The sequence below is a fragment of the Chromobacterium sp. FG22 genome, assembly GCF_057809415.1.
In genome coordinates this window covers 24,418-49,437 of record NZ_JBMDJX010000004.1, presented here as the reverse complement: position 1 = coordinate 49,437, position 25,020 = coordinate 24,418, and the positions used below count along the sequence as shown (strand labels likewise).

Annotated in this window: 23 protein-coding genes and 1 tRNA gene; 14 read left to right on the top strand and 10 right to left on the bottom strand. The window is 66.2% G+C overall.

Annotation, left to right across the window (positions count from 1 at the left end; genetic code table 11):
- Positions 1 to 64: 64 nt before the first annotated feature.
- The 4 genes from ACODSD_RS05235 to pdxR form a co-directional block, all read right to left on the bottom strand.
- Positions 65 to 2,215 (bottom strand): AsmA family protein, encoded by a 2,151-nt coding sequence (locus ACODSD_RS05235; protein ID WP_107798250.1) that lies wholly within the window; start codon positions 2,213 to 2,215, stop codon positions 65 to 67.
- A 63-nt stretch (positions 2,216 to 2,278) separates the two neighbouring features.
- Positions 2,279 to 2,352 (bottom strand) — tRNA-Gly (locus tag ACODSD_RS05230).
- A gap of 120 nt (positions 2,353 to 2,472) precedes the next feature.
- Positions 2,473 to 2,952 (bottom strand): SRPBCC family protein, encoded by a 480-nt coding sequence (locus ACODSD_RS05225; RefSeq protein ID WP_227107062.1) that lies wholly within the window; start codon positions 2,950 to 2,952, stop codon positions 2,473 to 2,475.
- 44 nt (positions 2,953 to 2,996) lie between these two features.
- Complete coding sequence (gene pdxR, locus ACODSD_RS05220) at positions 2,997 to 4,445, bottom strand: MocR-like pyridoxine biosynthesis transcription factor PdxR (RefSeq protein WP_253313850.1); 1,449 nt, start codon at positions 4,443 to 4,445, stop codon at positions 2,997 to 2,999.
- Between the two features lie 123 nt (positions 4,446 to 4,568).
- Here pdxR and ACODSD_RS05215 point away from each other — a divergent pair, with 123 nt between their 5' ends.
- Both ACODSD_RS05215 and ACODSD_RS05210 read left to right on the top strand, forming a co-directional pair.
- Positions 4,569 to 5,633, top strand: a complete 1,065-nt coding sequence (locus ACODSD_RS05215; RefSeq protein WP_488876928.1) for an FAD-binding oxidoreductase — start codon at positions 4,569 to 4,571, stop codon at positions 5,631 to 5,633.
- Between the two features lie 37 nt (positions 5,634 to 5,670).
- Positions 5,671 to 6,363 (top strand): M24 family metallopeptidase, encoded by a 693-nt coding sequence (locus tag ACODSD_RS05210; protein ID WP_488876927.1) that lies wholly within the window; start codon positions 5,671 to 5,673, stop codon positions 6,361 to 6,363.
- 164 nt (positions 6,364 to 6,527) lie between these two features.
- On the opposite strand, the gene ACODSD_RS05205 is transcribed toward ACODSD_RS05210, so the two are convergent.
- Positions 6,528 to 7,004, bottom strand: coding sequence for a nuclear transport factor 2 family protein (locus ACODSD_RS05205; RefSeq protein WP_488876926.1), 477 nt, complete (start codon positions 7,002 to 7,004; stop codon positions 6,528 to 6,530).
- 190 nt (positions 7,005 to 7,194) lie between these two features.
- On the opposite strand from ACODSD_RS05205, the gene treR reads away from it, so the two are divergent.
- The 7 genes from treR to ACODSD_RS05170 all read left to right on the top strand — a co-directional run bounded on the left by treR (position 7,195) and on the right by ACODSD_RS05170 (position 14,584).
- Positions 7,195 to 7,902, top strand: a complete 708-nt coding sequence (treR, locus tag ACODSD_RS05200; protein WP_199225800.1) for a trehalose operon repressor — start codon at positions 7,195 to 7,197, stop codon at positions 7,900 to 7,902.
- A gap of 233 nt (positions 7,903 to 8,135) precedes the next feature.
- Entirely contained in the window at positions 8,136 to 9,566 is a 1,431-nt protein-coding gene (gene treP, locus ACODSD_RS05195) for a PTS system trehalose-specific EIIBC component (RefSeq protein WP_107798257.1), read from the top strand.
- Between the two features lie 16 nt (positions 9,567 to 9,582).
- A complete protein-coding gene (treC, locus tag ACODSD_RS05190; RefSeq protein WP_107798258.1) occupies positions 9,583 to 11,235 on the top strand; it encodes an alpha,alpha-phosphotrehalase in 1,653 nt (550 codons plus the stop codon).
- 96 nt (positions 11,236 to 11,331) lie between these two features.
- The gene (locus ACODSD_RS05185) at positions 11,332 to 12,552 is read left to right on the top strand and encodes a maltoporin (RefSeq protein WP_253313854.1); all 1,221 of its coding nucleotides are present in this window, start codon (positions 11,332 to 11,334) and stop codon (positions 12,550 to 12,552) included.
- Positions 12,553 to 12,674: 122 nt separating this feature from the next.
- Positions 12,675 to 13,466, top strand: a complete 792-nt coding sequence (locus ACODSD_RS05180; protein ID WP_107798260.1) for an arylamine N-acetyltransferase family protein — start codon at positions 12,675 to 12,677, stop codon at positions 13,464 to 13,466.
- A gap of 73 nt (positions 13,467 to 13,539) precedes the next feature.
- Complete coding sequence (locus ACODSD_RS05175) at positions 13,540 to 14,226, top strand: DUF1345 domain-containing protein (RefSeq protein ID WP_227107074.1); 687 nt, start codon at positions 13,540 to 13,542, stop codon at positions 14,224 to 14,226.
- A gap of 22 nt (positions 14,227 to 14,248) precedes the next feature.
- Positions 14,249 to 14,584, top strand: a complete 336-nt coding sequence (locus ACODSD_RS05170; protein ID WP_166450669.1) for a YnfA family protein — start codon at positions 14,249 to 14,251, stop codon at positions 14,582 to 14,584.
- An 82-nt stretch (positions 14,585 to 14,666) separates the two neighbouring features.
- On the opposite strand, the gene ACODSD_RS05165 is transcribed toward ACODSD_RS05170, so the two are convergent.
- The 4 genes from ACODSD_RS05165 to aceB form a co-directional block, all read right to left on the bottom strand.
- Complete coding sequence (locus ACODSD_RS05165; RefSeq protein WP_227107076.1) at positions 14,667 to 15,278, bottom strand: glutathione S-transferase; 612 nt, start codon at positions 15,276 to 15,278, stop codon at positions 14,667 to 14,669.
- Positions 15,279 to 15,375: 97 nt separating this feature from the next.
- On the bottom strand, positions 15,376 to 16,065 hold the full coding sequence (locus tag ACODSD_RS05160) for an SIMPL domain-containing protein (protein ID WP_107798261.1): 690 nt from the start codon (positions 16,063 to 16,065) through the stop codon (positions 15,376 to 15,378).
- A 63-nt stretch (positions 16,066 to 16,128) separates the two neighbouring features.
- On the bottom strand, positions 16,129 to 17,322 hold the full coding sequence (locus tag ACODSD_RS05155) for a GGDEF domain-containing protein (RefSeq protein ID WP_488876925.1): 1,194 nt from the start codon (positions 17,320 to 17,322) through the stop codon (positions 16,129 to 16,131).
- A gap of 235 nt (positions 17,323 to 17,557) precedes the next feature.
- Positions 17,558 to 19,153: a malate synthase A gene (aceB, locus tag ACODSD_RS05150; protein ID WP_227107080.1), complete on the bottom strand. Its 1,596-nt coding sequence runs from the start codon at positions 19,151 to 19,153 to the stop codon at positions 17,558 to 17,560.
- 185 nt (positions 19,154 to 19,338) lie between these two features.
- Here aceB and ACODSD_RS05145 point away from each other — a divergent pair, with 185 nt between their 5' ends.
- The 4 genes from ACODSD_RS05145 (at position 19,339) to ACODSD_RS05130 (ending at position 23,021) form a co-directional block, all read left to right on the top strand.
- Positions 19,339 to 20,229, top strand: a complete 891-nt coding sequence (locus ACODSD_RS05145; RefSeq protein ID WP_488876924.1) for a LysR family transcriptional regulator — start codon at positions 19,339 to 19,341, stop codon at positions 20,227 to 20,229.
- Between the two features lie 4 nt (positions 20,230 to 20,233).
- Entirely contained in the window at positions 20,234 to 20,695 is a 462-nt protein-coding gene (locus ACODSD_RS05140) for a DUF4136 domain-containing protein (protein ID WP_146176568.1), read from the top strand.
- Between the two features lie 311 nt (positions 20,696 to 21,006).
- Positions 21,007 to 22,404: a branched-chain amino acid transporter BcaP gene (bcaP, locus tag ACODSD_RS05135; RefSeq protein ID WP_048408754.1), complete on the top strand. Its 1,398-nt coding sequence runs from the start codon at positions 21,007 to 21,009 to the stop codon at positions 22,402 to 22,404.
- Between the two features lie 92 nt (positions 22,405 to 22,496).
- On the top strand, positions 22,497 to 23,021 hold the full coding sequence (locus tag ACODSD_RS05130) for an O-acetyl-ADP-ribose deacetylase (protein WP_235084236.1): 525 nt from the start codon (positions 22,497 to 22,499) through the stop codon (positions 23,019 to 23,021).
- Here ACODSD_RS05130 and ACODSD_RS05125 read toward each other — a convergent pair.
- Entirely contained in the window at positions 23,014 to 23,889 is an 876-nt protein-coding gene (locus ACODSD_RS05125; protein WP_107798267.1) for an ion transporter, read from the bottom strand. The genes ACODSD_RS05130 and ACODSD_RS05125 overlap by 8 nt on opposite strands.
- Before the next feature lie 194 nt (positions 23,890 to 24,083).
- Here ACODSD_RS05125 and cysK point away from each other — a divergent pair, with 194 nt between their 5' ends.
- Positions 24,084 to 25,019: a cysteine synthase A gene (gene cysK / locus ACODSD_RS05120; protein WP_107798268.1), complete on the top strand. Its 936-nt coding sequence runs from the start codon at positions 24,084 to 24,086 to the stop codon at positions 25,017 to 25,019.
- The last annotated feature ends 1 nt before the right edge of the window (position 25,020 follow it).

The following is a 25,020-nucleotide window of genomic DNA, read 5'->3' as shown; positions in this document are numbered from 1 at the left end:
ACGTCGAACGGCCCTCGCGGCGTGAGCCGCGGGGGCCGTTCGTCTTGATGCTGTTTGTCGGGCGTTAAGGCAGGATGGTGGTGATCTGCTTTTGCAACTGCTGCTTCAGCGCCTGCTGCTTTTCCACCTCGGTCTTCTTGCCCTTGACCATGGCGTTGAAGTCCAGCGCGTAGACCGGCGCGTTCAGCGGGCCGGTGATCTTCAGCGGCACGTTGACGCCCTTGAGGCGGGCGAAGGCCAGCGGGTTGGCCTGCACGTCCATGGTGTAGTCGACGATGCTTTGCTTCAGGTCTATCTTGCCGCCGCCGCCGACATTCATCAGCTGAGAGGCCAGCTTCAGGTCCTGGCTGCGCGCCACGCCCTTGTCCAGGCGGAAGCTGCTGGACAGCGTGGCGAAGGTGGTTTTCTGGTCGTTCTGCGCGGCGCTGTTCCATTCCTTCAGCTCGGCCGGCAGGTTCTTCAGCGCCGCCACCAGGTCGATGCCGGTCAGCGCGCCGTTGTTCAAGCTCATCTGCACATTGCCGCTCAGGGTGTCGCGCAGCTGGGCGAAGGATTTGCCGTCGGCGTTGATGTCTATCTTGCCGTTGCCCTTGCCGTCCAGGCGGCTGAAGTTGAACAGGTCCACCAGCAGCGGGCGGATCTTCATGCCCTGCAGCGTCTGGTTCACTTTCAGCTGCGGCACGTCGCGGCGGCTGAGGCTGGCGTCGCCTTGCAGCCTGCCTTCGTAGATGTCGGCCGACATCTGGTCCAGCTCCAGCTCGCGCGGGTTGATGCGCACATTGCTGCTGATCTGCTTGATGCGGAAGCGGCCCACCGCCAGCTCGCCCACCGCCACCTTGCCGGTGAGGTCGAACAGGTCCAGCCAGTCCAGCGGGATGTCGCCGGTGTTCTGGAAGATGGCCACCGGATCGCCCTTGCTTTCCGGCAGGTAGCGGTTCAGGTCCAGACGGCCCACCGACACCGTGGCTTCGTGGCGCGGCTTGATCAGGCCGTACTGGCTGACGGTGACGGCGAGGTCGGAGCCGTCCATCTTGCCGGCGACGCGCAGATTGAAGCGCGGCTCGTCCAGATCGCCGTCCAGCGCGCCGTCCATGGTGGACACCAGCTTGCCGCGCGGCAGCAGCGGGGTGGTGATGGTGGAGGTCAGCGCCAAGGGCTGCATCCGCAATTGATTCATGCCGGCCAGGGACAGCGGCGCGTTGAGCTTGACGTTGACCTTGGTGGAGCCGGCCAGCCAGTTGAAGTCGCCGTGCAGCTTGTCGGCGTACAGGCCGGCTTCGTTGAGCTTGAGGTTTTCCAGCGCGGCTTCCAGCTGGTACTGGCTGCGCGCGTAGCTGAGCTTGGCGCTCAGCTGGCCGGAAGGCATGGTCAGCTCGTCGAAGCTGGCGTTGATCTGCGGCAGCGCCAGGTGGACTTCGCTGCTGGGCCGCTCGCTGCTGAAGGCGAGCGCCACATTGCTGCCGGTGGCCTGCAAGGTGGCGAAATTGAGTTTGTACTGGCCGCTGACGGTGAGTTTGCTTTCGCCCAGGCCGGGAACCTGGGTCATCGCCACCGCGTCCAGCGCTTCCAGGCTGACCTGGTCGTCCTGGATGGACAGCGGCGTGTTGACCGCCAGGCGCACCGGGCGCGAGCCCTGTTCCAGGATGGCGCCGGCGCTGAGGCTGGCGCCGCCGCGCAGATCGTCCGCGTCCAGGCTGATGCTGGCGACGCGGCTGTCGGTATGGGTCATCTGGTCGGACAGCACCAGGGTGCCCTCGCGTATCTTCAGCGTGTCCAGCTTGATGGAGAAGCTGCTCTGGCTATGGCGCTGAAACAGATCGGCGATGGACAGGCGGCCGTCTTCGCCGCGGCTGATGTTGGCGCTGGGGCCGTACAGCGCCACCGAGCTCACTTCGCGGTTGCCGAACAGCAGCGGCCACCAGGCCAGGCCGACGCGCAATTCCTCCACGCGGGCAAACGGCGTTTGCTGGCCCGGTTCGGAGACGGAGAGCTTTTCGATCTGGATGCCGGGAGAGGGGAACAATATCGGGGTGACGCGGCCTTCGATGCTGATGACGCGGCCGGTGTCCTGCAAGGCGTGCGACAGGGTGCCGCGCACCTGAGCTTCATTAAATTGCCAGTAGATCAGCGATTGCACCAGCACGACGACCGCCACTAGCGCGGTGAGGCTGTAAACAGCGATGCGAAGCCACAGCCGGCCGGAGTTCAATTTCATGGGTGGATGCTCGGATGGGCCATGCCAGCGGTTTGATCTAGGTTACGGGTTGGGAAATCGGACTGGAGCGGGTGAAGGGAATCGAACCCTCGTCGTAAGCTTGGGAAGCTTCTGCTCTACCATTGAGCTACACCCGCGCGTTTTCGGCTAGAGCGCCCGAATGTAGCGTTTTTTGCCTGTTTTGGCAAGGCGCGCCGCCGCTGTGGGCGGTTCCGGCGACGGCGCGGGCGCTAAGCGATTGATAAAAAAGCACACGCTCAAGCGCCTCCGCCCAGCCCGGCCAGCAGGTCTTCCAGTTGATCGGTGGCCTGGCCCCAGCCGCTGGCGAAGCCCATCGCCTCGTGTTCGCGCAGGTCGGCCTCGGTCCAGTGCAAGACGTCCGCGCGGTAATGCGTCTTGCCGTCGCGGGGCTGGAATTCCAGCGTCACGGTCATGAAGGGCTTGGCCGAAGGCAGCCAGGCTTCGGTGTAAGCGTCGGTGAACACCAGACGGCGCCCGGGCCGCACTTCCAGATAGACGCCGCGATTGGGGAAGTCCTGTCCTTCCGGACTGCGCATCACCACCAGGCTGGAGCCGCCGGGCCGGACGTCTAGTTCGGCCGAGGCCACCGTCCACGGCCGCGGGGTGAACCATTGGCATAGCAGTTCGGGGTCGGTCCAGGCGCGGTAAACCTGTTCCGGCGGAGCGTCGATCAGGCGTTCCAGCGTTAGCCGGTAGGGGGCGTGGGCTTGGCTCATGCGCGGCCTTTAGGGTGAGGGTGTCGGCTCAGATTAGTTCTTTGTCATGAGCTCCGCAATCCCGTCGCCGGAATTTGCCGGCGCAGCGCCTGCGCCAGGCGGGCGACGCCTTGCTCCAGTTGCTCCGCTTCCAGCGCGCCGAAGCCCAGGCGCAGCGCCGGGATGTCGCGGCCGTCGTCGGCGAAGGCGCCGCCGGGCAGGAAGCGTACGCCCGCGCTGCGCGCGTCCGCGCCCAGCCGCGGCATGTCCACCCAGGACGGCAGCCGCAGCCAAAGCGCCAGCCCGCCTTCCGGCAGCTCGTATTCGGCCAGGCCGGCCAGATGGCGGTCTATCGCGTCGGCCAGCGCCTGGCGGCGCGCGCGGTAGATGCGCAGCGCGCGGCGGAGATGGCGTTTCAGTTCGCCGCTGTGCATCAGTTCGGCCACCGCCAGTTCGGTGACGGCGTTGCCTTGGCGGTCTATCAGCATGATGTCGGCGGCGCAGCGCTGGATGAGGGCGGGCTCGGCCACCAGGTAGCCGACGCGCAGCCCCGGCGCCAGCACTTTGGACAGGGAGCCGACGTAAACGATGCGCTCGGCGGCGTCCAGGCTGGCCATGGGCAGCACCGGGCTGCGGCTGTAGTGGAATTCGTGGTCGTAGTCGTCCTCGATGATGGCGAAGCCGTAGCGTCGCGACAGGGCCAGCAATTGCAGCCGGCGTTCGGCCGGCATCATCCGCGTGGTCGGATACTGGTGGTGAGGGGTCAGGTAGACGGCCTTGACCGGCTGGCTCCGGCACAGCCGCTCCAGCGCGTCCGCACGCATGCCGGCGGCGTCCTGTTCCACGTCCAACGGCCGCGCGCCCAGAGAGCGAAAGGCTTCGCGCGCCGGCGGATAGCTGAGCGCGTCCAGCGCCACCGCGTCGCCGGGCCGCAGCAGCGCCCGGCCGGCCAGATAGATGCCCATCTGGCTGCCGCGCACCAGGCAGATGCGTTCGGCGTCGGCGTTGAGCCCGCGCTCCATGTCCAGCATTTCCGCCAAGGCCTGGCGCAAGGGCAGTTCGCCGCGCGGGTCGCCGTAGGCCAGACGCCCGGCGCGGGCCGCGGCGATCAGCGCGCGGCGGTAGGCGCGGCCCAGCACGTCGAAGGGAATCAGCCGCGAATCCGGCACGCCGTCGCCAAAGTCGATGTCGTCGTGCGCGGGGACGCTTGCGGGCGTCCGCGCGGCGGCCGGCGCGGACCGCGGCGACAGCAGCGGCAGGCTGGGCGCGACGAAGGTGCCGCGCCGGCCCTGCGTCAGCAGCCAGCCTTGCGCCGCCAGTTCCTCGTAGGCCAGCACCGCGGTCTTGCGGTTGATGCCCAGCTGCGCCGCCAGTTCGCGGCTGCCCGGCAGCGGCGCGCCCGGCCGCAGCCGGCCGCGTTGGATGTCGGCGCTGATCTGCTGGGCGATTTGCAGATGCACCGGCAGCCCGCCGTCTCTATCCAGGCTCAGTTGCAAATCCCATTTTCGCAGCATGCCGCGGACTCCTTTCCTGGTTCTCGTTCCCGTTTCTGGACCATCAATCTTATCAAAACTGGATGTTTTTGCTGGTCCAGAGACGGCTTAAAGTGATCGAGATGGACATTCAAGGAGCGGCAAATGACACAAGAGGCAGACAGCGGCGCAGGCCGCTACCGGCTGGCGGCGATAGAGCGACTGGGGCGCGAGGTCTGCGGGCTGCGGCTGGAGTGCGCCGACGCGGCGCCGCTGTTTTTCCGCAGCGGGCAATTCGTTGCGGTGACGGCTCCGGGCGGGCTGACGCGCAGTTACTCGATGGCGGCGCCGCCGCGCGCCGACGGCGGCGTGGAGTTGCACGTGCGGCTGCTGCCGGGCGGGGCGTTTTCGGAATGGCTGCGCCGGCAGGCGCGGCCGGGCGACGCGCTTTGGCTGCAAGGGCCCTACGGCGATTGCGTGTGGCGGGAGGACTCCGGCGTCGATCAGGCCGTGATGCTGGCCACCGGCACCGGGATCGCGCCGCTGCGGGCGATGCTGCAGCAGGGCCTGGGCGCGGCCGGGCGGCGGCCGGTGACCTTGTACTGGGGCGGCCGCAACGCGGACGACCTGTATTTGCTCGAGGAGCTGCGAGCCTGGGAGCGCGAGCGGCCGGGATTCCGCTTCGAGCCGGTGCTGTCCGAGCCCGATCCGGGCTGGGACGGCCGGCGCGGTTTCGTCCAGCAGGCGGCGGCCGAGGATTTTCCCTGTTTGCGCACCGCGGAGGTCTACGCCTGCGGCGCGCCGGCGATGGTGGACGCGGCGCGCCGATTGCTGACGCGGCAGCGCGGCTTGCCGGAAGAGCGTTTCCTGGCCGACGCCTTCCAGCCGGCGGCGTCGGCCGCGCCGAGCGCGGCCGTCATGGCGGTGAGCGTTCGCGCCGCGGACGGCGGGGAGCGGCGGCTGGAAGCGCCCGCCGCCGGCAGCCTGATGCAGGCGCTGGCCGCCGCCGGCCTGATGCGCGGCGTCTGCGGCGGGCAGGCCGCCTGCGGCACTTGCCTGGTGCGCGTCGAGCCGGACTGGCTGCCGCGTTTGCCGGCGATGGAGCGCGCGGAGCGTCGGCTGCTGGCGGCGCTGGAGCTGTCGGAGGCGGACGGGGGCCGCTGCCGGCTGGCCTGCCAGATCGCCCTGCAGCCAAGCTTGCACGGTTTACAGATAGCCATACCCGGGTAGGCGACCGCCTGCCCGCACTCAAGCACAGGAGCATGAAATGGAAGCAAGCATTGAACAATCGGCGCTGGAGGGCGTGGGCCCGGCCTTCGATCCGCAGCAATTGATGGCGGTGCGGGACAAAACCCGGCAGGCGATCGCCCTGATCGCCGCGGCGATGCGGCCGGGCATGCTGGAGGAGGACGCGGTGGAACAGGCCAAGGACATCCTGGCCGAGCGCGGCATGCTGCGCGGCTGGCACGACGTCTACGTGCGCTTTGGCCGCAACACGCTGAAGACTTTCGGCGCGGCCTCCGATCCCGGCGTGCGTCTGGGCGAGGACGATATTTTCTTCATCGACATCGGCCCGGTGTGGAAACAGTGGGAGGGCGACGGCGGCGACAGCTTCGTCACCGGCGCCGATCCCGAGATGGCGCGCTGCGCCGCCGACGCCCGCGCCATCTTCCACGAGGTGAGGCGCAAATGGGCGAGCGAGGGCTGTAGCGGGCGTGAGCTGTACCGCTTCGCCGAGGACTGCGCCGCCGGCCGCGGCTGGGTCTTGAACCTGGATCTGTCCGGCCACCGGCTGGCGGACTTCCCGCACGCGGCCATCCACGAGGGGCCGCTGGCGGAGGTGGACTTCACGCCGGCGCGCATGCTGTGGGTGTTGGAGATCCACATCCGCCATCCGTCCCGGCCCTTCGGCGCCTTCTTCGAAGACATGTTGCTGGAGGATGCCTGCTTCGCGGAGTGAGGGCCGCCTAGGTCTGGCTTAGAGCCTGTTCAAAGTCTCGCGAGCGAGAGCGAGACAAGGCGAAAACGAGCGAAAAAGCGGAATGTACTCGTGGTACATGAGCATTTTGAGCTTGTACTCGCCGTGCAAGGCGGCCTGAAGCGCAGCAGGCTTTGAATAGGTTCTTACAAGCCCAGTTCGCTCAGGCCGGGATGATCGTCCGGCCTGCGCCCCAGCGGCCAGTGGAACAGGCGCTCGTCCTCGCGGATGGCTAGATCGTTGATGCAGGCGTAGCGGCGCTGCATCAGGCCGTCGGCGGCGAACTCCCAGTTTTCGTTGCCGTAGGAACGGAACCACTGGCCGGCCTCGTCCCGCCATTCGTAGGCGAAGCGCACCGCGATGCGCTCGCCGTCGTGGGCCCATAGTTCCTTGATCAGCCGGTACTCGTGTTCGCGCCGCCATTTGCCGGCGAGGAAGTCGATGATCTGCGCGCGGCCGCGCGGGAGTTCGGCGCGGTTGCGCCACTGGCTGTCTTCGGTATAGGCCTGGGCCACGCGTTCCGGATTGCGGCTGTTCCAGCCGTCTTCGGCCAGGCGGACCTTGAGGATGGCGCTGTCGCGATCGAAGGGCGGCAGCGGCGGGCGGAGTTCTGGTGCGTGCATGACGACGTTCCTGTCTGGTGAGGGAAGGCGCCCAGTGTGCGCCGGGCCGGCGGCCGGCGGAATATCCGCGGCGGACAATGCAGTGTTGCGCGGAGCGGAAGAACGCGTCCGGCGCGGACTGGCGCGCCGCCCGCGCTTGAGGCAGACTGCCGGACTGGGGCGCTCCGCCAGATCTTGCCGAATCCACGCCGTGAACAAATACAGCCAAATCTTTTCCGACATCGTCGCCGACATCGACAACCAGCGTTACCAGCAAGGCGACCGCATTCCTTCCGAAACCGAGCTGATGCAGGGCTACGAGGCCAGCCGCGGCACCGTGCGCAAGGCGGTGGACATGTTGCAGGAGCGCGGCTATGTGCAGAAGATTCACGGCAAGGGCGTGTTCGTGCTGCGCTCCGGCAATATCGAGTTCCAGCTCAGCGGCATCGTCAGCTTCAAGGAGGCGCATCAGCACCTGGGCCGCCGCGTCAGCTCCCGGGTGGCGGAGATGGAGACGGTGCCGGCGGACGCGCAATTGGCGCGCCTGCTGGACGTGCGCGAGAAAACCCCGCTGCTCAAGATCAAGCGGGTGCGCAATATCGATAATGAAAACGTGATCCTGGACATCAATTACTTCGTGGCCAGCCTGGTACCGGGCCTGGACCGGGAGGCCGCCGCCGGCTCCATCTACGAATTCATCGAACAGCGGCTGGGCCTGAACATCAGTTACGCGCGCCGGGTGATAGAGGCGCAGGCCTGCGGCGACGACGATCGCCGCTATCTGGATCTGAACGGCATGGACCACGTGATCGTGGTCAAGAACCACACTCATCTCTACGACGGCCGTCAGTTCGAATACACCGAGTCCCGCCACCGGCTGGACAAATTCTTCTTCTCCGACGTCGCCCGCCGCAAATAGCGGCGCGGCGGCGCGCGCCGTCATTCCTTGATCTGAAGCGATCCGTCGCGCCTGTTGCGTTCACGCACGGGGGCGTTTGATTTTGCGCAAACTCGTCTATACGAGTGTTGACACAACTCGTCTGTACCAGTTAGCGTGCCATCAGCATCGGCGGCGCTTGCCAATATCGCCGCCAGGTTTGATAACGGGCTAGACGGCGCAGACCGTCGGCCGAGAGATACAGGGACCCTCAGATGAGCCACGATTACCAGAAGATAGCCGCGCGGATACTCGAAGCGGTGGGCGGCCGCGACAACCTCCAGCAGGCCGCGCACTGCATTACCCGGCTGCGCCTGTCCTTGAAGGACGAAAGCCGGGTGGACCAGGAGGCCTTGCGCCAGGTGGACCTGATCAAGGGTCAGTTCAGTCACGGCGGCGTGTTTCAGATCGTGATCGGCTCCGGCGACGTGGACCGGGTCTACCAGCCCTTGATCGAACTGGCGGCGCTGCAGCGCGCCACCGTGGCCGAGGTCAAGGCCAGCGGCGATCAGAAGCAGGGCCGCTTGCAACAGCTGGTCAAGGTGTTCTCCGACGTGTTCATGCCCATCCTGCCCGCCATCATCGTGGCCGGCCTGCTGATGGGCTTGAACAATCTGCTGGGCGCCAAGGGCATGTTCATCGACGGCAAGAGCCTGCTGGACGCCTATCCGGGCCTGGACGGGGTGTGGGGGCTGATCAATATGATGGCCAACACCTCCTTCGTCTTCCTGCCGGCGCTGGTGGGCTGGTCGGCGGCCAAGCGTTTTGGCGGCAGCGAGGTGCTGGGCATCGTGCTGGGCCTGCTGCTGGTGCATCCGGACCTGCTCAACGCCTGGAACTACGGCAAGGCCGCCGCCGGCCTGGACGGCGCGGCGCTGCCGTATTTCGACGTGCTGGGCTGGTTCCGCATCGAGAAAGTGGGCTACCAGGGCCAGATCCTGCCCATCCTGGCCGCCACCTGGGTGATGTGCAGGGTGGAGCTGTGGCTGCGGCCGCGGGTGCCCAATTCCGTCCAGCTGCTGGTGGTGCCCATCGTCACCATCGTGGTCAGCGGGGTGCTGGCGCTGGCGGTGATCGGCCCGGTGGCGCGCCACCTGGGCATCGCCATCACCGACGCGCTGGTCTATGTGTTCAACCTGGCGCCCGTGCTGGGCGCGATGCTGTTCGGCGCCTTGTACGCGCCGCTGGTGTTGACCGGCATGCACCATATGTTCATCGCGGTGGATCTGCAGCTGATCGCCAACCAGGGCGGCACCTTCATCTGGCCGATGATCGCCTTGTCCAATATCGCCCAGGGCAGCGCCGCGCTGGCGATGTTCTGGCTGGCGCGCGCCAGCAATGAGAGGAGCATGGCGTCCACCTCGGCGATTTCCGCCTTCTTCGGCATCACCGAGCCGGCGATGTTCGGCGTCAACCTGCGCTACAAGCTGCCGTTCTACGCGGCGCTGGCCGGTTCCGCGCTGGCGGCGGCCACCATCACCCTCAGCCATGTGCGCGCTTCGGCGATAGGCGTCGGCGGCCTGCCGGCCTTCATCTCCATCATTCCGCAGCAGATTCCGATGTTCCTGGTGGGCATGGTGGTGGCCCTGGTGACGCCGTTCGCGCTGACCTGGGTATTGGCGCGCCGTCAGTTGCCGCAGTCCTGATACGAAAGCCGTTCCGATGAACAAGAATTTGAAATCCGCGGTGGTGTACCAGATTTACCCCAAGAGCTTTTACAGCCACCACGGCACGGCCACCGGCGATCTGCTGGGGGTGGCGGACAAGCTGGACTACCTGGCCTGGCTGGGGGTGGATTATCTCTGGCTGACGCCATTTTATCGTTCGCCGCAGCGCGACAACGGCTACGACGTCAGCGATTACTACGCCATAGACCCGGCCTACGGCAGCATGGCCGATTTCGAACTGCTGCTGGCCGAGGCGCGGCTGCGCGGCATCGGGGTGATGCTGGACATCGTGGTCAACCACACTTCCACCGAGCATCCGTGGTTCCGTCAGGCCTTGCAGGGCCGGGACAATCCCTATCGGGATTTCTACATCTGGCGCGACCGGCCCAATAACTGGCGCTCCAAGTTCGGCGGGTCGGCCTGGGAGTGGGACGAGGCCAGCGGCCAGTATTATCTGCACCTGTTCGACAAGACCCAGGCGGATCTGAACTGGGACAACCCGGCGGTGCGGCGCGCGGTGTTCGACATGATGAACTTCTGGGCGGACAAGGGCGTGTCCGGTTTCCGGCTGGACGTGATCAATCTGATTTCCAAGGACCCGGCCTTTTCCGAGGACGACAGCGACGGCCGCCATTTCTACACCGACGGCCCGCGGGTGCACGAATACCTGCAGCAGATGCACCGCGAGGTGTTCGCCGGCCGCGATCTGATGACGGTGGGGGAGATGTCGTCCACCTCGCTGGAGCACTGCGTCGCCTATTCGCATCCCGAGCGGCGCGAGTTGTCGATGACCTTCAACTTCCACCATTTGAAAGTGGATTACCCGGACGGCGAGAAATGGCGCGCGGCGCCCTTCGATTTCATCGCGCTCAAACGCATCCTGTCTGATTGGCAGCGCGGCATGCATGAGGGCGGCGGCTGGAACGCGCTGTTCTGGTGCAACCACGATCAGCCGCGAGTGGTGTCGCGCTTCGGCGACGCCGGCCGCTACCGGCTGGAGTCCGCCAAGATGCTGGCGACCACGCTGCACGGCCTGCAAGGCACGCCCTACATCTACCAGGGCGAGGAAATCGGCATGGCCAACCCCGGCTTCGCCGATATCGACGACTACCGCGACGTGGAAACCCGCAACGCCTATCGCCAGCTGCTGGCCGACGGCCTGGGGCGGGAAGAGGCGATGGCGGCGATCCGGCAGAAGTCGCGCGACAACTCGCGCACGCCTATGCAATGGGACGACGGCCGCTTCGCCGGCTTCTCGCGGCGCGAGCCGTGGATAGGGCTGGCGCCGGACGCGGAGACGGTGAACGTCGCCGCCGCGCGCCGCGATCCGGACTCGGTGTTGCAGCATTACCGGCGTTTGATCGCGCTGCGCAAGCAGTACCCGATCTTCAGCGACGGCGATTACCGCTGCCTGACGCCGGACGATACGGCGCTATGGGTCTACGCGCGGACCGGAGCGCGCGAGAAGCTGCTGGTGATCAGCAATTTCAGCGCCGAGGAGCGCGACTACTCGCCGCCGGCCGACTACCTGGGCCCGGATCACGCCTGGCAGCTGCTGTGCGCCAATTACGCCGACGCGGCGGCGCATCCCGCCCGGGCGCGGCTGCGGCCTTACGAATCGTTGATGTACCGCGCCGTTCTGAACTGAGCCTCAGATTTTCGAGGAGTGAATCCTCTGCGAGCTGCCGGCATTCCCGGCCGGCAGGCCGCGCTGTGCCCAAAACTAAGGGAAATGGAGAGAACAATGACTCAATTCGCACCCCGCGGCCTGGCCTTGCTGGCCTTGTCCGCCCCCTTGTTGCTGCCCGCCGCCGCCCAGGCGCTGGACTTTCACGGCTACGCCCGCCTGGGCGCCGGCGGATCGGACGGCGGCGGCAAACAGAGCTGCTTCCAGCTGGCCGGCGCCGAAACCAAGTACCGGCTCGGCAACGAATGCGAGCAGTACGCCGAACTGGAACTGGGCCAGCAGCTGTTCCAGGCCGACAACGGCAGCAAGCTCAGCGTGGTGGGCATGGCCAGCTTGTACAACCGCAACGGCCATTCGCTGACTTTCCAGGGCGACAACGGCAATGTCCGGCTACCGCAGGCCTACGCCAAATGGAGCGACATCCCGCAGCTGAACGGCGCCACGCTGTGGGCCGGCCGGCGCTACTACAAGCGTCACGACGTGCATATCGCCGACTTTTATTTCTGGAACCCCAGCGGCACCGGCTTCGGCCTGGAGGATTTCAAGCTGGGCCGGGAGCTCAAGCTCAGCTACGCCTTCTCGCGCAACGACAATTGGTGGCAGGCGGATCAGGCCAATAAGCACGATCTGCAATTGGGCGGCATCGCCGTCAATCCCGGCGGCGAGCTGAGCCTGGGCCTCAGCTACATCCAGCGCGCCGGCCAGGTGGCGGGCGCGAACAGCGGCTGGTCGCTCAGCGCGCTGCACGAGCAAAAAGGCGTGTTGGGCGGCCGCAATCTGTTCTCGCTGCAATACGGGGTGGGACCGGGCACCGGCCTGGGCGGCACCGGCAGCCTCGTCAGCGACAGCGGCGCGCGCCGCAGCCGCCTGGTGGAGGCGCTGGACTGGCAGGCCACGCGCGAGTTCGGCGGCCAGCTGATGCTGGCCTGGCAGCGCGACGCGCGGCCGGACGGCGGGCAGACCTGGTGGTCGGCCGGCGCGCGGCCGGTCTACGCCTTCGGCGAGCGCTTCAAGCTGGCGGCCGAGCTGGGTTTCGACCGGGTCAAGGCCGCCGACGGACAGGTCCGCACCCTGAGCAAGTTCACCATCGCGCCGACGCTGGCGCTGGACAAGGCGTTCTGGAGCCGGCCGGAACTGCGCTTCTTCTACACCTACGCGCGCTGGAACCGCGCCGCCCAGCAGGCGGCCGCGCCCGGCTCGACGCTGGCCGAAGGCGGCGCCTTCGGCAACGCGCTCAGCGGCTCCACCTTCGGGGTGCAGCTGGAGCATTGGTGGTGAGCGGCGTTTGAGCGCAAGGGGGCGGACCATCAAATTTTTTGAACGTCTCGCCCGGATAATTGATCTGTCGATCCCGTCCGGCGGCTGTTAGATTGCCTGTCTGACGCTAGACGGGAGGGACTATGCCGGACATCAACGCTCTTTTTCGGGCCCGCGTCGGCTGGGACGCGCAGCGGCCGCTGGCTTTCGAGGACATCGACGCCTTGTTGCGCGAGACGGCCTTGAGCCTGCCGTTTGAAAACCTGAGCCTGTTCCAGGGCGGGCCCGAGCCCATCAGCGAGCACAGCCTGCTGGAAAAAATCGCGCTGCGCGACGAAGGCGGCCTGTGTTACGAACTCAATCCCTTGCTTTATCTCTTCCTGCGCCGCAACGGCCTGGAAGCCAGCCTGATCCGCGCGACGATCTTCGATGAAGACAGCCAGGACTGGTTGCCGCTGGGCGGCACCCATGTCGCCATTCTGCTGTGGCATCAAGGCCAGGGCTATCTGCTGGATTGCGGCTACGGCCTCAAGCAGCCGCTGCGCATGGTGCCGCTGTGCGGCGAAGTGGCGCGCTCCGCCAACGGCGACTACCGGGTGGCTTGGCCGGCCGGCGCCGGCTTCGCGCAACTGGAGCGGCGGCCGCCGGGGGAGGGCGAGAGCTGGCGCATCGCCTACGGTTTCGATCTGGACGACGAGATCGCCGATTGCGGCGCGCTGAGCGAGATCCAGCGCCGTATCGCCGAGGATCCGCGCTCGCCGTTTAACAAGAGCCGGCTGATGGCCCTGCTGACCGCCGAAGGCAGCCGGGTGCTGACCGAGGACGCGCTGACCGAGACCCGCAACGGCAGGCAATGCCGGCTGACGCTGGCGCCGGGTGAGTTCGAGACCTTCCGCCGGCTGTTCACCCGGCGCTTTAGCGCGTCGCCGGGCTGAGCGGCGAGGGCTTGCCGCCCGCGCCGGGACAGGTACACTGAGGCCCTGATCCATTGCCGGGAGTTTCGCCGCCATGTCCGCCCTGTTTCGCTCCGTCCGCCGGTTCGCGCCGGCGCGCATGCTGCTGGCCCGTCCGCGGCTGGTGATCGCCGCCGCCGTCGGCCTGCTGACCGTGCTGGCGCTGCCCTGGCTGTTGCCGATGCGGGAGATCACCCGCTACATCGTCGGCTGGAACGCCGGCGCCGCGCTCTATCTGGCGCTGGTGGCCTGGATGATGTTCAGCGAGGGCCGTCAGCACATCCGCCATTGGGCCAGGCTGGAGGACGAGGGGCAGACGCTGGTGATGACGCTGGCCGTTTTGGCGGCGCTGGCCAGCCTGGCCGCCATCGTGCTGGAGCTGGCGGCGGTCAAGGACCTGCACGGCTGGCCGCGCGCCGTCCACGTCGCGCTGGCCATCCTGACCATTTTTTCCTCCTGGGCCTTCATTCACGTGATGTTCGCGCTGCATTACGCGCGGGCCTACTACGCCGCCCACGCGCGCGGCCTGGCGCCGGGCCTGGAGTTTCCCGGCAAAGAGGAGCCGGATTACGGCGACTTCCTCTATTTCGCCTGCATCATAGGCACGTCCGGACAGACGGCCGACGTCAGCTACACCACCAGCGCCATGCGCAAGGTGGGCACGCTGCATTGCGTGCTGTCCTTCTTTTTCAACGCCACGGTGTTGGCCTTGATGATCAATATCGCCGCCGGCCTGATCTGATGCCGGCGCGCAGCGAGACCCCATGTTGAATGCTTTGAAATTATTGCTCTTGTTCGGCCTGACCGCGGTGGCGGAAATCGTCGGCTGTTACTTGCCCTGGCTGTGGCTGCGCAAGGAGGGGCCGTGGTGGCTGTTGCTGCCGGCGGCGCTGGCCTTGACGCTCTTCGTCTGGTTGCTCAGCCTGCATCCGGCGGCGGCGGGCCGGGTCTATGCCGCCTACGGCGGCGTCTACGTGGCGGTGGCGCTGTTGTGGCTGTGGCTGGTGGACGGCGTGCGGCCCAGTGTTTGGGACATGGCCGGCGCGGCGGTGGCCTTGTGCGGGATGGCCATCATCATGCTGGCGCCGCGGCCGGTCTGAGAACGGATTGTCTATCCGCCGCGCGGCGAGACGACATGAAAAAACCGGGCTTGGGCCCGGTTTTTTGTGACGGCGGCGCGGCTCAGGCGGCCGGCGGCAGGGTGTCGGCGAAGGACGGCCGCGTCATCAGCCGCTCCAGCAGGCTGGCCAGATTGGGATGGCTGTCGCGCCAGTCTATTTCCGGGAAGCGGAAATCCAGATAGCCCAGGCAGGCGCCGACGGCGATGTCGGCCAGGCTGTAGCCCACGCCGTTGCACCATTGGCGGTCGGCCAGATCGGCGGCGAGCGCGGCCAGGCCGCGGTCTATCTTGCCGCGTTGGCGCGCGATCACTTCCGGCATCTGCTTGTCGTCCGGGCGCCGTTTTTCCAGCACGATGGCCACCGCGGCGTCGACGATGCCGTCGGCCAGCGCTTCCCAGCGGCGGGTGGCGATCAGCAGGCGGTTTTCCTGCGGCAGGATGCGCGACACCGGGGAGATATTGTCCAGATACTCGGCGATGACGCGCGAGTCGTACAGCGTCGAGCCGTCATCCAGTTCCAGAACCGGCACCTTGCCCAGAGGATTGTAGTCGCCGACGCGGGTATCCGCGTTCCACGGCACGTCCTCCTCCAGCGGGCAGTCTATTTTCTTTTCGGCCAGCACGATGCGCACCTTGCGGGCGTAGGGGCTGGTCAACGAGGCGATCAGTTTCATGTTTCGGGTCGTTCTGGATGATGGCTGGCGAAGTGCTCGCCGGACGCGAGGCCTGGCGAGCGACTACTTTAGCGCAATGCCGTGGCGGCTGGAAGGCTTACTTCAACTCCACCTTGCCGCTGACTTGCAGTTGCAGTTGCGATTGTCCTGGCTGTAGGTCCGGTTGGGCCACTTCCGCGTTGGCGGCCATGCCGGCGGCCTTCATCATCATCGGCGGGCGGAAGATGGGCGACTGGCTGCCTATGTCCAGTTCCTTGATATTGCTGACGTTTTTGCCAATCGCCTTGGCGGCGATCTTGGCCTGGGCTTCCAGATTGGCGATGGCCTCCGGCAGCATGCTCTGCTCGGCTTCCTTGCGCGCCTGGTCGGACACGCTGAATTGCAGCCCTTGCAGCAACAGGTTCTGTTGCAGTTTGGCCATCAGTTCGGCGGCCTGGGTGAAGTCGCGGCTCTTCAGCTGGATTTCCACCCGGCCTTGCCAGCCCTGAATCTTGCCGTTTTTGTCGTAATTGGGCCAGGTGTTGTAGCCGCCGCTGGACAGCTGCACCTTGGAGTAGTTGCGGCCCAGCGCAATGCCCTGGGCGGCGGCCTTGTTAAGCCTATCGGCCAGCACCGCCGGCTGGGCGTTGCTCATTTGCTGGTAGAAGGTGGCGCTGATCTGGTCGTTGGCCACTTCGCGCTGCGCGCTGGCGGACAGATTGAGCTGGGTGCTTTCGGCCAGCGCCGGGGCGGCGCTGACGGCGAACAGGGTTCCGAGGCTGGCAAGCAAGAGAGTTGGTTTGTTCATGTGTCGATTCCCATGACATTGTTGTCTTGATCGGAAAAGTCCGATTTGCAGTGTGTAGGCCCATCATGCCCGAGAAAAGTTTCCGACGGCATACTGCCCTTCGGCCAGTTCTATCCGGTTGCGGCCGTTGCGCTTGGCCCGGTAGAGCTGACCGTCCGCGGCGCGGAACAGGCTGGAGAGGCCGTCGTAAGGCTGCTGGCTGGTGCTGGCTACCCCGATGCTGACGCTGACGCGCAAGGGCGGGGCGGCGGCGGCCGGTTGCGGCCGCAGCGCGTCCACCGCGCGCAGGATGCGTTGCGCGGCCGCGTGCGCGTCCTCCAGGCCGGTGCGCGGCAGCAGCATCACGAACTCCTCGCCGCCGTAACGGCCGACGATGTCGTCGGGGCCCGCCTCCGCGCGCAGGCAGGCGGCCAGTTGCTGCAGCACCAGGTCGCCGCACTGGTGGCCGTAGCGGTCGTTGATGCTTTTGAAGTGGTCCACGTCCAAGAGCAGCAGCGCCAGCGGCTTGCGCTCGCGCCAGGCGCGGCGGCAGGCGGCCTCGGCCAGTTCGCGGAAGCGGCGCTGGTTGAGCAGATTGGTCAGGCCGTCGTGGCTGGCCTGGTGCTGGGTCCGCTCCAGCGCGCGCTCGTAGCAGATGTACAGCGCGCACAGGATGAAGCTGAAGCTGAGCCAGTGCATGCCCAGCGAGCTGAGCATGGTGAAGCGCATCGCGTCGGCGTCGTAGACCTCGCCGGCCCAGCCGGCGTGGACGATGCGCGCCAGCGCCAGCAAGGCGTACAGCAGGCAGACCGTCAGCGCCATCTTGCGGCCGGCGCCGCCGATGCGGGAATGTCCGGGCCACAGCTCGCGCGCGGCCAGCAGCCAGGCGATCAGATAAACCAGGCAGACCGCGGCGGTGCGGCGTCCCATATCGGCCGGGCCGGCCAGTATATAGGCGCTCATGCCGGCGGCCGTCAGCAGCAGGCTTTGCCAGACGCGCGGACGCTTGCCGTTCAGATGGCGGATGCCGCAGAGCGCGACGGGATGGAACAGCATCCACAGCAGATTGTTGAACACCAGTTGCGGCCACGGCGGCAGGCCGATGGGCAAGAGGCTGAACACGCCGCCCAGGCTGACGCAGACGCCGGCCGCGCAGAAATACAGAAAGGCCCGCTCGTCGCGGTTGCGCAGCCAGAACATCGTGATGACGGCGGTCAGCACCAGGCCGTAACCGGTGGTGCTGAGCACGGTGGCCTGGAAGTCGAGGATGCTTTGCATGTAGGAGTCTGTTCAAAGTCCGCTGCGCGCGATGAAAGCTCGCGCGGCGAGCGCGGCGCCCTGTGTCGCGGGCGGGCGCCAGAGCTTGAGCAGGCTCCGAGGCGGGCGCGCTTTGCAAGGTGAATTATGACAAGCGGCCCATCATAGGGCCCTTGTCCATGCTCTTCAATCCGCAAAGCTACGCAGCCGGGCTGACAAATCCCGACAATGAGGCCGCCGGGATTCATTTGTCCTGTCAGGCCAGGTATTCGTATCCCGGCAGCGTCAGGAACTCGACGAAATCGTCCGAGGTGGTCAGCAGATCGAACATCGCCGCCGCGTCGTCGTACTGGCGGGTCCAGCGCGCGCCGTACTCGGCCTTGAGCTTGGCCGTCTCCGCCGCGTGCAGCTGGCGGAACAGCTCGACGGTGACTTTGCGGCCATCGTCCAGCACGCCCTTGGGGCTGCGCATCCATTGCCAGATCTGAGAGCGGGAGATCTCGGCGGTGGCGGCGTCTTCCATCAGATTGTGGATGGGCACGCAGCCGTTGCCGGAAATCCAGGCGCCCAGGTACTGGATGCCGACATTGATGTTCATCGCCAGCCCGGCTTCGGTGATCGGCGCTTCCGGCTGGAAGTTGAGCAAGTCGGCGGCGCCGACCTGAACGTCCGGCCGCTGCTTGGCGATCTGGTTGGGCGCGTCGCCCAGCACCTTGCCGAAGGCCTCGGCGGCGATGGGCACCAGGCCGGGGTGGGCCACCCAGCCGCCGTCGTAGCCGTCGGCGGCGTCGCGCTCCTTGTCCGCCCGGACGCCGGCCAGCGCCTTCTCATTGGCCTCCGGATCGTTCTTGATCGGAATCAGCGCCGCCATGCCGCCTATCGCCGGCGCCGCGCGGCGATGGCAGGTTTTCAGCAGCAGCAGCGCGTAGGCGCGCATGAAGGGCACCGTCATGGTGATCTGGGCGCGGTTGGCCAGGCAGAAGTCGCGGTTCTGGCGGAATTTCTTGATGCAGCTGAAGATGTAGTCCCAGCGGCCGGCGTTGAGGCCGGCGCTGTGCTCGCGCAATTCGTACAGGATTTCGTCCATTTCGAAGGCGGCGAGTATGGTTTCGATCAATACCGTGGCCTTGATCGTGCCCTGGGGAATGGACAGCTCCTGTTGGGCGAAGACGAACACCTCGTTCCACAGCCGCGCTTCCAGATGGCTTTCCATCTTGGGCAGATAGTAATAAGTGGCGCTGCCCGAGCCGCGCAAGAATTCGATGTTGTGGAAGAAGGACAGGGCGAAGTCGAACAGCGCGCCGGAGACGATGTCGCCGTCCACCTTGACGTGCTTTTCCATCAAATGCCAGCCGCGCGGCCGCAGCAGCAAGGTGGCGGTGTCGGCGTTGAGCCGGTATTGCTTGCCGTCCGGGTTGGCGAAGGAAATGGTCTTGCGGTAGGCGTCGCGGACATTGATCTGGCCGTTGATCTGGTTATCCCAGCTCGGGCAGTTGGAGTCCTCGAAGTCCGCCATGAAGCTCTTGGCGCCGGAATTGAGCGCGTTGATCATCATCTTGCGGTCCACCGGGCCGGTGATTTCCACGCGGCGGTCCAGCAAGTCGTCCGGCAGCGGCGCGATCTTCCAGTCGCCGGCGCGGACGGCGGCGGTGTCGGGCAGGAAGTCCGGCAGCTTGCCGGCGTCCAGCTCCGCCTGGCGCGCGGCGCGGGCGGCCATCAGCTCGCGGCGGCGCGGCTCGAAGCGGCGGTGCAGCTTGGCGACGAAGGCCAGCGCGTCGTGGCTGAGGATGTCGGCGTAGGCCGGGGTGAGCGTAGCGAGGATTTCCATCCCCTGGGGAAGCGCGGCTGCCATGCTGGGACTCCTTTGCATCGTTGGACGGGGCGGCGAGCGGACGCGCCGGGACGGGCGGCGCCCGCGTCCGGACCTGGGACAGTGAAACGGGACCTGGCTAGTCTATCTAGGCAAAGCGTAAAAAAAAATGCATATATAGACATATCATCTTTTACTTTTTGTTAGCTAATCGTGGGGCGGCCCGGATGTTGAAACAATTGGAGACCTTTGTCGCCGTGGTGTCGCAGGGCAGTTTGTCGGCCGCCGCGCGCCAGGAGGGCGTGGTGCCGGCCATCATCGGCCGGCGCATAGACGCGCTGGAGGAGAGGCTGGGCGTCAAGCTCCTGACCCGCAGCACGCGCAGCCTGGCGCTCACTCAGGAGGGCGCGGCCTTTTTCGAAGACTGTCAGCGCATCCTCGCCGACCTGGAGGACGCCGAAGCGGCGGTGGCTTCCGGCAGCGGCCGCGCGCGCGGCCATCTGCGGGTGTCGGCGCCGGCCGGCTTCGGCCGCAAGCACGTGGCGCCGCACATCGCCGGTTTCCAGCTACGCCATCCGGACGTCAAGGTGACGCTGGATCTGTCGGACCGGCTGGTGGACCTGCAGCGCGACCGCATCGATTGCGCGATCCGCATCTCCGACCTGGCCGATTCCTCGCTGGTGGCGATCCGGCTGGCGGAAAACCGCCGCGTGGTGGTGGCGGCGCCGGCCTATCTGGCGCGTCACGGCCTGCCGCGCCGTTTGGAGGATCTGGCCGGGCACAACTGCCTGTCGCTGGGCGAGAGCCAGAGCCGCGGCTGGGCGTTCCGCCGCGACGGCGAGGCGGTGAACCTGCGCGTGAGCGGCCGGCTGGAGTGCAACGACGGCGCGGTGCTGCACGACTGGGCCTTGCAGGGCCTGGGCCTGGCCTGGCGTTCGCTGTGGGAGGTGAAGGACGATTTGTCCGACGGCCGGCTGGTGACGGTGCTGGATGAATTCTCCGCGCCGGACTATCCGGTGTGCGCGGTGGTGCCGCAGCGCCGCCTGCTGCCGGCGCGGGTACGGCACTTCGTCGACTATTTGCGGTCAGTGTATGCTGACGCGGCTTATTGGAATTGAGGCGATGAAGATGAAAACAGCGATGGCGGCGCTCTTGGCGCTGCTGGCGGCCGGCCCGTCCTGGGCCGGCGCGGGCACGGTGGGACTGAGCTGCCTGCCGTCGGCCGGCGCCGGCGTGGACATGCGCGAGTGGCTGCTGGATCGGCTGGTCTTGAAGGGGGCGGCGGTGGACGAGGCGCGTCCGCAATGGAAGCTGTGTTTCAAGCAAAGCCAGCAGCGCCAGGTGTATTGGCCGGCGGACGGTTGGTACGCCGGCGGCTGGCGCGATTGGCGTTACGGCGGCGGCATGTATTGGTCGCCGGACTATCAGGTGCGCACGGTGCGCACGCTGGCGCTGGAAGTGGTCAACAGCGCCGACGGCGCCGTGCTGTGGCAGGGGCAGCAGGAATTGGGCGACGGCGACAACGGCCGTCAGCAATTGGAGAACGCCGCGCGCAAATTGATAGATTTAATGCCATTGCCATGATTTGTTTTGCGCTATGATGACACGCAGGGTTTGATGGCCGCGGGCTATATGGGGTTTCCCGTATTGCCGGCGGCCGGCCCTGCGGTACTATCGCATTCTTCCCCGGCATGAACTGCGTGGATCGGCGGCTTAAGCACCGCGCTCGACAACGGCAAGCCCTTGTTATCGCGTTTATTTAAAGCCAACGACAGACAGAGCAGCGGGGAGAGGACACAACAGATCATACAGGCCCTATCCGAGTATGAAGCGCCCGCCGGGACAGCGGGCGCTTTGTCGTTGTACCGGACGGCCGTTACGGGACAGTGAAACAAATGAGTTTGATGCGCAAAAAGAGCGTCCAGGGAATGCTGGCTACCGCTCAGACCTCGCGTGGGCTTCGCAAGGAGCTTTCCGCTTTCGACCTTACCATGCTCGGCATCGGCGCCATCATCGGCACCGGCATCTTCGTGCTGACCGGCACCGGCGCCACGGTGGCCGGCCCCGGACTGGTGCTTTCCTTCGTGATCAGCGCCTTCGCCTGCGGCTTCGCCGCGCTGTGCTACGCCGAGTTCGCTTCCATGCTGCCGGTTTCCGGCTCCACTTACACTTACGCTTACGCCACGCTGGGCGAGATGATCGCCTGGATCATAGGCTGGGATTTGCTGCTGGAATACCTGCTGGCCTCGTCGGCGGTGTCGGTGGGCTGGTCCGGTTATTTCCAGAGCCTGCTATCCGGCTTCGGCGTGACCCTGCCTGAATACCTGACCGCCGCCGCCGGCTCGCTGCCGGGCAAGCAGACGCTGTTCAATCTGCCGGCCTTCTGCGTGGCGATGGTGATCACCGCCTTGCTGGCCTTCGGGATCAAGGAATCCAAGCGCGTCAACAATGTGGTGGTGCTGATCAAGGTGGGCGTGGTGTTGCTGTTCATCGGCATCGGCGTGTGGCACGTCAAGCCGGTGAACTGGCAGCCGGCGCTGCCCTTCGGCTTCTCCGGCGTGTTCCACGGCGCCGCCATCGTGTTCTTCAGCTTCATCGGCTTCGACGCGGTGACCTGCGCCGCCGAGGAAGTGAAGAACCCGGCCAAGGACATCCCGCGCGGGGTGATCTGGTCGCTGGGCGTGTGTTCGCTGCTCTATGTGGTGGTGGCCGCCATCATGACCGGCATCGTGCCTTATATGCAGTTCGCCGGCGTCGACCACCCGGTGTCGCTGGCCTTGCAAGTGGCCAAGCTGGACTGGTTCGCCGGCTTCGTCGATCTGGGCGCCATCCTCGGCATGATGACGGTGATCCTGGTAATGACTTACGGCCAGACCCGCATCCTGTTCGCGATGTCGCGCGATGGCCTGCTGCCCAAGATCTTCTCCGAGGTGAACCCCAAGTACGGCACCCCGTACAAGGCCACCTGGCTGATCGGCACCATCATCGCCTTGCTGGCCGGCTTCGTGCCGCTGCACACCCTGGCCGAGCTGGTGAACATCGGCACCTTGGCCGCCTTCACCCTGATCGCGCTGTCGGTGATCGTGCTGCGCAAGCGCGAGCCCGATCTGCCGCGCAAATTCGTCTGCCCGGGCGTGCCCTACATCCCGACGCTGGCCATCCTGTGCTGCGGCTTCCTGATGACTCAGCTGTCGCTGCTGACCTGGCTGTGCTTCATGGCCTGGCTGTTGATCGGCCTGGTGGTGTACTTTGGCTATTCGCGGCGCAATTCGCTGTTGAACAACCCTGCTTAAGGCGGAAAAGGAAAAAGCCGGCGTCAGCCGGCTTTTTTTGCGCCCGGCGCCGGCGGGCGGATAATGGCGGCTTGGACGGAGGAGGGGATGCAATGGAAGCGAAGACCGAATTGACGGCATGGCAGGGCGACATCACCACGCTGGCGCTGGACGCCATCGTCAACGCCGCCAACACCCGCTTGCTGGGCGGCGGCGGCGTGGACGGCGCCATCCACCGCGCCGCCGGACCGGAACTGCTGGCGGAGTGCCGGAGCTTGCACGGCTGCCGCGTCGGCGAGGCCAAGCTGACCGCCGGCTACCGGCTGCCGGCGCGGCATGTGATCCACACCGTGGGCCCGGTGTGGCAGGGCGGCGCCCACGGGGAGGCGGAGCTGCTGGCCGCCTGCTACCGCAACAGCCTGGCACTGGCGGCGCGGCATGGTTTGGACGGCATCGCCTTCCCGGCGATCAGCTGCGGCGTCTACGGCTATCCGCAGCAGCAGGCCGCCGTTATCGCGGTGGAGACGGTGCGCGCTTGGCTGGCGCGCGAGCCGCATGGCCTGCGGCGGGTGTTGCTGGTGGCCTTCGACGACGCGATGGCCGGCCGCTACCGGCAGTTGCTGGCCGGCGTTAGCTGACCTCGCCCTTGGACGGACGCGGCAACTGTCCGCCGCAGTGCTTGCAGAAGCGCGCGTCCCAGTCGTGGCCCTCGGTGAAGCAGTGCGGGCACAGCCGGGTGCCGGACACCGCCTCCGCGGTCTTGCTCTTGGCGCCGCTGCCGCGCGCGATTTCGGCGGTGACGATGCCGGTGGGCACCGCGATGATGCCGTAGCCGGTGATCATCACCACGCTGGCCAGCGCCTGGCCCAGCGGCGTCTTGGGCGTGATGTCGCCGAAGCCCACCGTGGTCAGGGTGACGATGGCCCAGTAAATGCTGACCGGGATGCTGGTGTAGCCATGCTCCGGTCCTTCGATCACGAACATCAGCGTGCCCAGAATCACCACCAGCAAGACCACGGTGACCAGAAAGACCGTGATCTTGCGGCGGCTGGCCAGCATTGCCCGTTTCAGTTCGCTGGCCTCGCCGATATAGCGCGTCAGCTTGAGGATGCGGAACATGCGCAGCAGCCGCAGGATGCGGATATCCGCCAGGAAGCGGCTTTCCGGGATGAACAGACCCAGATACATGGGCAGCACCGCCATCAGATCGATGACGCCGAAGAAGCTTTTCACATAGCGCATCGGTTTATGGATGCAGATCAGCCGCAAGGCGTATTCAATAGTGAACAGAATGGTGAAACACCAGTCTAGAATCTTGAGCTGGACGCCCCAGGCCGCTTGTATGCTTTGCACGCTCTCCAAAATCACCGTCAGCACCGACAGCAGGATGGCGACGATCAGGGCCAGGTCGAAGATGCGGCCGGGCCGGGTGTCTGCCTCGTAAATGATGATGTAGAGCTTGCGGCGCCAGCCGGTGAGCGGGATCAGGGTTTCCTGTGTGGGCATAGGCGGGGAATGGACCTTGGTCTGCGGGTGATGGGCGATGGTTTCAGTGTAGCCGCCGGGCCGCGGAGAGCGCGTGGCCGGCTGAGACTGCCAAGTTTGTCGATTATAAGCAAACAATATTTTGGATCGTCGCTCGGCTTGTTTATGATGCTGGGTAATATGGTTTTCTTCAAAACTGTCTGTGGAGAATAAAGATGCGAATTGCCAATGCAGTGACGGATTTGATCGGCAACACCCCGTTGGTGCGGCTTAACCGGGTGACCGACGGCTGCGGCGCCACCGTGGCGGCCAAGCTGGAGTTCTTCAACCCGGCTCACAGCGTTAAGGACCGCATCGCGGTGGCGATGATAGACGCCGCCGAGCAGGCCGGCAAAATCGGCCCGGACACCACCATCGTCGAACCCACTTCCGGCAATACCGGCATTGGCCTGGCCATGGTCTGCGCCGCGCGCGGCTACAAGCTGGTGATCACCATGCCGGAAACCATGAGCCGCGAACGCCGCCAGCTGCTGCGCGCCTACGGCGCCGAGCTGATCCTGACCCCGGGGCCGGACGGCATGGGCGGCGCCATCGCCAAGGCGCGCGAGCTGGTGGAGCAGAATCCGGACAGCCATTTCATGCCGCAGCAGTTTGAGAACCCGGCCAATCCGGCCATCCACCGCAACACCACCGCCGAAGAAGTGTGGAACGACACCGACGGCCAGGTCGACATCTTCGTCGCCGGCGTGGGCACCGGCGGCACCATCACCGGCGTGGGCGAAGTGCTGAAGGCGCGCAAGCCCGGCGTGCAGATCGTGGCGGTGGAGCCGGACGCCTCGCCGGTGCTGTCCGGCGGCGCCAAGGGCCCGCACCCGATCCAGGGCATCGGAGCCGGTTTTGTGCCGGCCATCCTCAACACCGGCATTTACGATGAAATCATCCGCGTGAAGAACGAGGACGCGATGGAGACCGCGCGCGCGGTGGCCGCGCGCGAAGGCCTGCTGGTGGGCATCTCTTCCGGCGCGGCGGTGTGGGCGGCGCTGGAACTGGCCAAGCGTCCGGAAAACGCCGGCAAGCTGATCGTGGTGGTGATTCCCTCCTTTGGCGAGCGCTATTTGTCCACGCCCTTGTTCCAACATCTGGCGGACTGAG

Excerpts from the sequence above, each read along its gene's own strand:
- ACODSD_RS05235 (WP_107798250.1), bottom strand. The coding sequence starts at position 2,215 with ATGAAATTGAACTCCGGCCGGCTGTGGCTTCGCATCGCTGTTTACAGC.
- ACODSD_RS05225 (WP_227107062.1), bottom strand. The coding sequence starts at position 2,952 with ATGAGCCAAGCCCACGCCCCCTACCGGCTAACGCTGGAACGCCTGATC.
- pdxR (WP_253313850.1), bottom strand. The coding sequence starts at position 4,445 with ATGCTGCGAAAATGGGATTTGCAACTGAGCCTGGATAGAGACGGCGGG.
- ACODSD_RS05215 (WP_488876928.1), top strand. The coding sequence starts at position 4,569 with ATGACACAAGAGGCAGACAGCGGCGCAGGCCGCTACCGGCTGGCGGCG.
- ACODSD_RS05210 (WP_488876927.1), top strand. The coding sequence starts at position 5,671 with ATGGAAGCAAGCATTGAACAATCGGCGCTGGAGGGCGTGGGCCCGGCC.
- ACODSD_RS05205 (WP_488876926.1), bottom strand. The coding sequence starts at position 7,004 with ATGCACGCACCAGAACTCCGCCCGCCGCTGCCGCCCTTCGATCGCGAC.
- treP (WP_107798257.1), top strand. The coding sequence starts at position 8,136 with ATGAGCCACGATTACCAGAAGATAGCCGCGCGGATACTCGAAGCGGTG.
- treC (WP_107798258.1), top strand. The coding sequence starts at position 9,583 with ATGAACAAGAATTTGAAATCCGCGGTGGTGTACCAGATTTACCCCAAG.
- ACODSD_RS05185 (WP_253313854.1), top strand. The coding sequence starts at position 11,332 with ATGACTCAATTCGCACCCCGCGGCCTGGCCTTGCTGGCCTTGTCCGCC.
- ACODSD_RS05180 (WP_107798260.1), top strand. The coding sequence starts at position 12,675 with ATGCCGGACATCAACGCTCTTTTTCGGGCCCGCGTCGGCTGGGACGCG.
- ACODSD_RS05175 (WP_227107074.1), top strand. The coding sequence starts at position 13,540 with ATGTCCGCCCTGTTTCGCTCCGTCCGCCGGTTCGCGCCGGCGCGCATG.
- ACODSD_RS05170 (WP_166450669.1), top strand. The coding sequence starts at position 14,249 with ATGTTGAATGCTTTGAAATTATTGCTCTTGTTCGGCCTGACCGCGGTG.
- ACODSD_RS05165 (WP_227107076.1), bottom strand. The coding sequence starts at position 15,278 with ATGAAACTGATCGCCTCGTTGACCAGCCCCTACGCCCGCAAGGTGCGC.
- ACODSD_RS05160 (WP_107798261.1), bottom strand. The coding sequence starts at position 16,065 with ATGAACAAACCAACTCTCTTGCTTGCCAGCCTCGGAACCCTGTTCGCC.
- ACODSD_RS05155 (WP_488876925.1), bottom strand. The coding sequence starts at position 17,322 with ATGCAAAGCATCCTCGACTTCCAGGCCACCGTGCTCAGCACCACCGGT.
- aceB (WP_227107080.1), bottom strand. The coding sequence starts at position 19,153 with ATGGCAGCCGCGCTTCCCCAGGGGATGGAAATCCTCGCTACGCTCACC.
- ACODSD_RS05145 (WP_488876924.1), top strand. The coding sequence starts at position 19,339 with ATGTTGAAACAATTGGAGACCTTTGTCGCCGTGGTGTCGCAGGGCAGT.
- ACODSD_RS05140 (WP_146176568.1), top strand. The coding sequence starts at position 20,234 with ATGAAGATGAAAACAGCGATGGCGGCGCTCTTGGCGCTGCTGGCGGCC.
- bcaP (WP_048408754.1), top strand. The coding sequence starts at position 21,007 with ATGAGTTTGATGCGCAAAAAGAGCGTCCAGGGAATGCTGGCTACCGCT.
- ACODSD_RS05130 (WP_235084236.1), top strand. The coding sequence starts at position 22,497 with ATGGAAGCGAAGACCGAATTGACGGCATGGCAGGGCGACATCACCACG.
- ACODSD_RS05125 (WP_107798267.1), bottom strand. The coding sequence starts at position 23,889 with ATGCCCACACAGGAAACCCTGATCCCGCTCACCGGCTGGCGCCGCAAG.
- cysK (WP_107798268.1), top strand. The coding sequence starts at position 24,084 with ATGCGAATTGCCAATGCAGTGACGGATTTGATCGGCAACACCCCGTTG.